This is a genomic window from Microvirga sp. P4_G7 (assembly GCF_056401005.1).
On sequence record NZ_JBFUKD010000157.1, the window covers coordinates 1 to 6,819 of the forward strand.

The following is a 6,819-nucleotide window of genomic DNA, read 5'->3' on the forward strand; positions in this document are numbered from 1 at the left end:
CTTCAGGCCCGCCTGGATGCCGGCAATCCGCGCATCGGTGAGCGAGTCGAGGTCGGCGCGGGTCATCATCGGGGCCCGGCGGGCCTGGTCGCCGGGGGGCGTCGACGGCGCCGGCTGCGCATAGGCGACGGCGCTGGCGAGAGCGATGGCAGAGGCTGCAGTCAAGACAGCGAAAAGTTTCATCTCATTCTCCTCCTTCGTTGCTCTGCGAAGGTGGACCGACTGTGCTCTCGGGCAAGTGACCGCCACATGAACTTTTCGTCATGTTGCTGTTCAGGTTCGAAGGGTTGCCCTCTGCGGTGTCATGGCCTTCGCGGGCTATGTCCTCGCGGCGTCATGGCCGGGCTTGTCCCGGCCACCCCGGTTCGAGAAGCGCGGCGCTCCTCGGAGCGAGGTCGCCGGGACAAGCCCGGCGATGACGTGGTGCGAGAAATCGAGGTCACCAGGGACAAGCCCGGCGATGACGCCGGAGGATGTTCAAAGGTTCTTCAAAAAGCCCGCGAAACGCATCAATCCCTCGGGCCACGGGCCGTGACCACTGTCGGTGTTGAGGTGTCCGGATTCTCCGGCGTCGATGATCGCCGAACCCCACGAATAGGCGATGTCCTCCGCCTTGTCGTAGTCGCAATAGGGATCATTCCGGCTCGTCACCAGCACGGACGGAAACGGCAGCGGATCGCGCGGAATGGGTGCGAAGGCGCGGTCGATTTCCGGCACGAAATCCGGACGCTCCGCATCCGGTACGCCGACCAGAAAGGCGCCTTTGACCTTGTTCGCGTCGAGGGCGGGCGCGGCGTGGACGACGGCGAGCGTGCCGAGGCTATGCGCCACCAGGACGACGGGTTTCTCCGCCTTTTTGACGTCGTTCACGATCCTCTCGACCCAAGCTTTCTTGTCGGGTGCGCCCCAATCGTCCTGGTCGATGCGGCGAGCGGTGGAGAGCTGGCGCTCCCACCGACTCTGCCAATGGTCGGGACCCGAATTCTCGTAACCGGGAACGATGAGGATGTCGCAATCGGAAGTTTTCATGCTCCAGCAGGTAAACGCTTTTTCGGGCGATTCAAGCGGCCGACCGCGCGCTCTGCGCTTCGGCCCGTTTCAGCAGATCCTCCCGTTGAGCGATGTAGTCGCGCGTGAGCGGGACCACGTCGTTGCGGCGGGCGAGCTGGAACTGAAAGACCACCGAATCCTGGAAACGGAACGCCGATTCCGACATGGCGAGATAGCAATCCCACATGCGGAAAAAGCGCTCGTCGTAGAGACGGATGATCTCCTCCCGATGGGCGTGACACCGCTCCCGCCACGCCTTCAACGTGTAGGCGTAATGAAGCCGCAGGATCTCGACGTCGGTGATGATGAGCCCGGCCCGCTCGATCGCCGGCATGACCTCCGAAAGCGTCGGCAAGTGGCCGCCGGGGAAGATGTAGCGATCGATCCACGCGTTGGTGGGGTAGGGCGTTCCCGTCCGGCCGATGGTGTGGAGGAGCATGACGCCGTCGTCTTTGAGGAGCTTTCTGCAGGTCTGGAAATAGGTGTCGTATGACGGCACGCCCACATGCTCGAACATGCCGACCGAAACGATGCGATCGAAGGTGCCCTCGGTCGACCGGTAATCCTCGAGATCGAACCGGACGCGATCCGCCACGCCGGCTTCCGTCGCGCGCTTGCGAGAGACCCCGAGTTGCTCCTCGGATAGCGTCACGCCTTTGACGGTGCCCGCGCCCGCGATCCGGTTGAGGTAGAGGCCGAGACCGCCCCAGCCCGATCCGATGTCGAGCACGTTCTGGCCCGGTTCGAGCAGAAGTTTTGCCGCGATATGGCGCTTCTTGGCGAGCTGGGCTTCCTCCAACGACGTGTCCGGCGTGTCGAAATAGGCGCACGAATACTGACGGTCGCTGTCCAGGAACAGCGCGTAGAGCCGCCCGTCGAGATCGTAATGGTGGGCGACGTTGCGCTTCGAGCGCGAGGCGTCGTTCTCGTGGCGGAGCTGGAGCCAGGTGCGGATCTTGCGCAATCGGCGCAGGGGCAACTCGTCCAGTTCGCCGTGCGTATCCCGCAGCAAGAGCTGAAGCAGGTCGAAGATCGAGCCCTGCTCGATCACGAGCCGTCCATCCATGTAGAGCTCGCCGAGCTTCAATTCCGGATGCAGGCAAAGCGCGAGCTGAGCCGCCGCATCCGTGAAACGCATCGTCACTTTGGGCGTGCCGCCGTCCCCAAACGTGAAGTGCTGTCCCCGGGAGTTGATCATGTTCAATGTCCCGTGCTTGACGGCCCGGGACAACGCGGTAACGAGCAGATTCTCTGAAAGCACTGTGCCTTCCCCCTAATACGCCGCACCTTTCAATGGTGATTGTCGCGCATCACGGGGAGATTTCCAGTCCCAGATTGCAGGTCTAGCTTGCGCCGAAGACACGCCTGAAGATCGTGTCCACGTGCTTGAAATGGTAGCCGAGATCGAAGCAATCCTCGATTTCCGAGGGCTTCATGGCCCGCGTCACGTCCGGATCATTCTTTAGTAGCGTGAGGAAATCACCTTCGCCGCGCCAGACCGGCATGGCGTTGCGCTGGACCAGACGGTAGGCGTCCTCGCGGGAGACGCCCTTCTGGGTCAGCGCCAGCATGACGCGCTGCGAGTGCACCAATCCGCCCAGGCGATCCAGGTTCTTTTGCATGTTGTCCGGATACACCACGAGCTTGTCGATAACGCTGGTGAGGCGCGCCAAGGCAAAGTCGAGGGTGACAGTCGCGTCGGGCCCGATCATGCGCTCGACCGAGGAATGGGAAATATCCCGCTCGTGCCAGAGCGCCACGTTTTCCATGGCCGGAAGGGCATAGGAGCGCACCATCCGGGCGAGACCGGTGAGGTTCTCGGTCAGGACAGGGTTGCGCTTGTGCGGCATCGCCGACGAGCCCTTTTGGCCGGCGGAGAAAAACTCCTCCGCTTCGAGCACTTCGCTGCGCTGCAGATGGCGGACCTCGATCGCCAGGCGCTCGATCGAGGAGGCGACGACGCCCAGCGTCGCGAAATACATGGCATGCCGGTCACGCGGGATGACCTGGGTCGATACCGGCTCGACGGAGAGGCCCATCTTTTCGGCGACGTMTTCCTCCACGCGGGGGTCGATGTTGGYGAAGGTGCCGACGGCGCCCGAAATGGCGCAGGTGGCGATCTCCCGCTGCGCTTCGATCAGGCGAAGCTTGCACCGCTCGAATTCCGCGTAGGCTTGCGCGAGCTTGAGGCCGAACGTGACCGGCTCCGCGTGGATGCCGTGCGACCGTCCGATGGTCGGCGTCATCTTGTGCTCGAGCGCGCGGCGCTTGATGGCGGCGAGAAGGGCGTCGACGTCCTCGAGAAGGATGTCGGTCGCGCGGACGAGCTGCACGTTGAAGCAGGTGTCGAGCACGTCCGACGACGTCATGCCCTGGTGGACGAAGCGTGCTTCCGGGCCGACGATCTCGGAAAGATGCGTGAGGAAGGCGATGACGTCGTGCTTGACCTCGCGCTCGATGGAATCGATGCGCTCGACGTCGAACGTCGCCTTCGAGCCCTTCTCCCAGACGAGATCCGCAGCCTCTTTGGGCACCACGCCGAGTTCGGCGAGTGCCGTCGTGGCATGCGCCTCGATCTCGAACCAGATGCGGAACTTGGTCTCGGGCGACCAGATCGCAACCATTTCGGGGCGGCTATAGCGGGGGACCATGGTCTGACGTGYCTCGTGCGGGGGATTTCCCGCACGCGGTAACACGGAGGGCCTAAGACCTCAACGCGCCTGTTCGGCCGCCTGGCGAATGGCGGCCATGTTGGCGGCGTACGCGCTGGGGCCGCCCTTGAAGGCGGCAGAGCCGGCGACCAGMACGTTGGCGCCGGCTTCGGCGACGAGGCCGGCGTTCTGCGGGGTCACGCCGCCGTCGACCTCGATGTCGATATCGCGATCTCCGACCATCGCCTTGATCCGCCGGATCTTGTCGCAGACCGATGGGATGAACGCCTGGCCCCCGAAACCGGGATTGACGGTCATGCACAGGATCAGGTCGACCATGTCCAGCACGGGCTCGATCGCGTGCTCGGACGTCCCTGGATTGAGCACGATGCCGGCCTTCTTGCCGAGGTTGCGGATGGTCTGGAGCGAACGGTGAATGTGAGGCACAGCCTCCGCGTGGATGCTGATGATATCGGCGCCGGCCTTGGCGAACGCCTCGAGATAGGGGTCCGTGGGCGAGATCATCAGATGGACGTCGAAGACCTTCGCCGAATGGGGCCGGATCGCTTTCACGATGTCCGGGCCGAGCGTGATGTTGGGTACGAAATGGCCGTCCATCACATCGATATGGATCCAGTCGGCTCCATCCGCGTCGATGGCGCGAATTTCTTCGCCGAGTTTGGCGAAATCCGAGGAGAGGATCGAGGGGGCGATGAGGAGCGGACGGGTCATATCGGGCGGGTACCACGCGCGCTCCGTTCCGGCAACCGCGGGAAGCCATGCTTCGTACTCATGCCCGCCCTTGAGGACTCATGCCCCGCTTTGAAAGGATTGGACGAGGCGGGGATTTGAGCGTTAAGAAGCGAGCGCTCGTGAGGGGCATCATAACCTCACGCTCTCGGCGTCGAGACAGACGCGTCGAACGGGGTGGAAGGCTTCATGCGTACGGATGTGGTCGTTGTGGGCGCCGGGATCGTCGGCGTTTCGATTGCTTTGCATCTTCAAAAGAGGGGGCGTTCGGTCCTTCTCGTGGACCGGCGGAGGCCGGGCGAAGAAACGTCCTACGGCAATGCCGGTCTGATCCAGCGCGAGGGTGTCTATCCTTATGGATTCCCGCATGATTTCGGCGCCCTGCTGCGCTACGCGACGAACAACACCATCGACGCTCACTACCATCTCGCCGCGCTGCCGAAGGTCGCGCCGTTCCTGTTCCAATATTGGATGCATTCGCGGCCTTCCCATCACAAGGCCATCGCCAAGCTCTATGCGCCCCTGATCGAGCACAGCGTCGTCGAGCACATGGCGGTCGCGCAAGAGGCGGGCGCCACCGATCTCATCCGGCACAAGGGCTGGATCAAGGTCTTCCGGTCCGAAAAGGCGAGAGACACCCAGGTCCGCGACGCCGAGCAGACGAAGCGGGATTTCGGCGTGAACTTCGCCGCGCTGGATCCCAAAGGCCTCGCGGCACTCGAGCCGCATCTCGCCGCGCCTCTCGTCGGCGGCTTGCACTGGACCGACCCCGCCGCGATCATCGATCCGCACGGCCTGACGATGGCCTATGTCGGCCTGTTCGAACGCCTCGGCGGCACGCTTGCTGGCGCCGACGCCCGCACGCTGGAAGAAACGGCGACCGGCTGGCGCATCCAGACCGAAAGCGGCCCCGTGGATGCAGGCGCCGCCGTCATCGCGCTCGGTCCCTGGGCGGACGTGGTCACGAAGCGCTTGGGCTACCATCTGCCGCTGGCAGTGAAGCGCGGCTACCACATGCACTACAAGGCCGAGGGCAACGCGATCCTCAATCACCCGACCCTCGATTTCGAACGTGGGTATTTCCTGGCGCCGATGGTGAAGGGCATTCGCTTGACCACCGGGGCGGAGTTCGCCCTCCGCGACGCGCCGAAGACGCCGGTCCAGCTCGCCCGTGCCGAACCGATCGCCCGCAGCCTCTTCCCGCTCGGCGAGCGGCTCGATCCCGAGCCCTGGATGGGTTCGCGACCCTGCACGCCGGACATGATGCCGATCATCGGCCCGGCGCATAAGCACAAGAACCTGTGGTTCGGATTCGGTCACGCCCACCACGGCMTGACCCTCGGCCCGATCACCGGACGCATCWTGGCKGAAATGATCACRGGCGAAACGCCGGTAATCGATCCCAAGCCGTATCGGGTGGATCGGTTTTAGGCGAGTGGTGAGTGGCGAGTGGCGAGTGGCGAGTATTCTCTACTCACTATTCACTACTCACTATTCACTGTTCCCCATTTCCTATTCGGGATGACGGGTGGTCAAACTGAGCCACAGCGGGCAAGCGCGGACGCTTGACGGAGCAAACGCGCTTGCGTCCTCCTCGACTTGCGCCCTCCTCGAACGGGGAGTTGTATAGTTCTATTTATGTGTATTGATGGTTGCAGAACCTCTTGAGAACGACATCTTGAGAATGGTCGCTGAAATGCCCTCGAGACACAAATGCGGATCCTCATGCATCGACGTCTTCCGCACTTGATCCGCAGTAATCGTAAGCTTCCGCTCTTCCTCATCAGGTATATGATGTCTTTGGCGCTGCTTACTTCAGCAGTGCCGGCGGCAGCCCAGATTTACGAACTCCACAGCAACTTCATGGACGGCGAATTCGACCGGTTGTTGCTGAGGCATCAGTTCGTGCCTGTCGAAAAATTCATCGTTCCGGCATTGACGCCGTTCTTGGCGCAGTTCTGCGGAAAATCTGATCTCAGAATTTTGGAAAGCCAAGACTTCGTCTGCCAAGAGCGGGTCTGTAGAATAACTCGCTACAAATGGTCCATGGGTGCGTTCACGCCAAATATTGCGAGAAGTTCCTGGATGATAAAGGTGAATCTATCTCAATCGGAATGCCCTCTGATTACGATCGAGTTCGGCCGCTATTTTATTCCTTCTTATACATCGAAACTACCGTAAGAGGTAAACAAAGATGGAAAAAAACGACAATTGGAGCATCGAATACTCGACAAAAGAACTCGGTGTGGCCTCCCACGGGATCCTCAGTGTCAAGAATTCCTCTGGCGAAATAGTGCGAAGCTACGAAGGTATTTCCGCAAGGAGCGCCGCCGCCTCGTCGCCCTGAGACGGGTGAAATAGCTCATCC

7 protein-coding genes are annotated in these 6,819 nt (G+C 62.0%); 2 read left to right on the forward strand and 5 right to left on the reverse strand.

Annotated features, from left to right (window positions below):
- The 5 genes from AC1DT3_RS09270 to rpe form a co-directional block, all read right to left on the reverse strand.
- The coding region (locus AC1DT3_RS09270; protein ID WP_477464965.1) for a hypothetical protein at positions 1-183 on the reverse strand (183 nt) is incomplete at its 3' end.
- Positions 184-477: 294 nt separating this feature from the next.
- Positions 478-1,029, reverse strand: coding sequence for an RBBP9/YdeN family alpha/beta hydrolase (locus tag AC1DT3_RS09275; RefSeq protein WP_477464966.1), 552 nt, complete (start codon positions 1,027-1,029; stop codon positions 478-480).
- 31 nt (positions 1,030-1,060) lie between these two features.
- A complete protein-coding gene (locus AC1DT3_RS09280) occupies positions 1,061-2,248 on the reverse strand; it encodes a class I SAM-dependent methyltransferase (protein ID WP_477464967.1) in 1,188 nt (395 codons plus the stop codon).
- A gap of 145 nt (positions 2,249-2,393) precedes the next feature.
- Entirely contained in the window at positions 2,394-3,701 is a 1,308-nt protein-coding gene (purB, locus tag AC1DT3_RS09285; RefSeq protein ID WP_477464968.1) for an adenylosuccinate lyase, read from the reverse strand.
- Between the two features lie 60 nt (positions 3,702-3,761).
- The gene (gene rpe, locus AC1DT3_RS09290) at positions 3,762-4,433 is read right to left on the reverse strand and encodes a ribulose-phosphate 3-epimerase (RefSeq protein WP_477464969.1); all 672 of its coding nucleotides are present in this window, start codon (positions 4,431-4,433) and stop codon (positions 3,762-3,764) included.
- 207 nt (positions 4,434-4,640) lie between these two features.
- Here rpe and AC1DT3_RS09295 point away from each other — a divergent pair, with 207 nt between their 5' ends.
- Positions 4,641-5,882: an NAD(P)/FAD-dependent oxidoreductase gene (locus AC1DT3_RS09295; protein WP_477464970.1), complete on the forward strand. Its 1,242-nt coding sequence runs from the start codon at positions 4,641-4,643 to the stop codon at positions 5,880-5,882.
- A gap of 282 nt (positions 5,883-6,164) precedes the next feature.
- Positions 6,165-6,632: a hypothetical protein gene (locus AC1DT3_RS09300; protein WP_477464971.1), complete on the forward strand. Its 468-nt coding sequence runs from the start codon at positions 6,165-6,167 to the stop codon at positions 6,630-6,632.
- Positions 6,633-6,819: the final 187 nt, after the last annotated feature.

Excerpts from the sequence above, each read along its gene's own strand:
- AC1DT3_RS09275 (WP_477464966.1), bottom strand. The coding sequence starts at position 1,029 with ATGAAAACTTCCGATTGCGACATCCTCATCGTTCCCGGTTACGAGAAT.
- AC1DT3_RS09300 (WP_477464971.1), top strand. The coding sequence starts at position 6,165 with ATGCGGATCCTCATGCATCGACGTCTTCCGCACTTGATCCGCAGTAAT.
- AC1DT3_RS09280 (WP_477464967.1), bottom strand. The coding sequence starts at position 2,248 with ATGATCAACTCCCGGGGACAGCACTTCACGTTTGGGGACGGCGGCACG.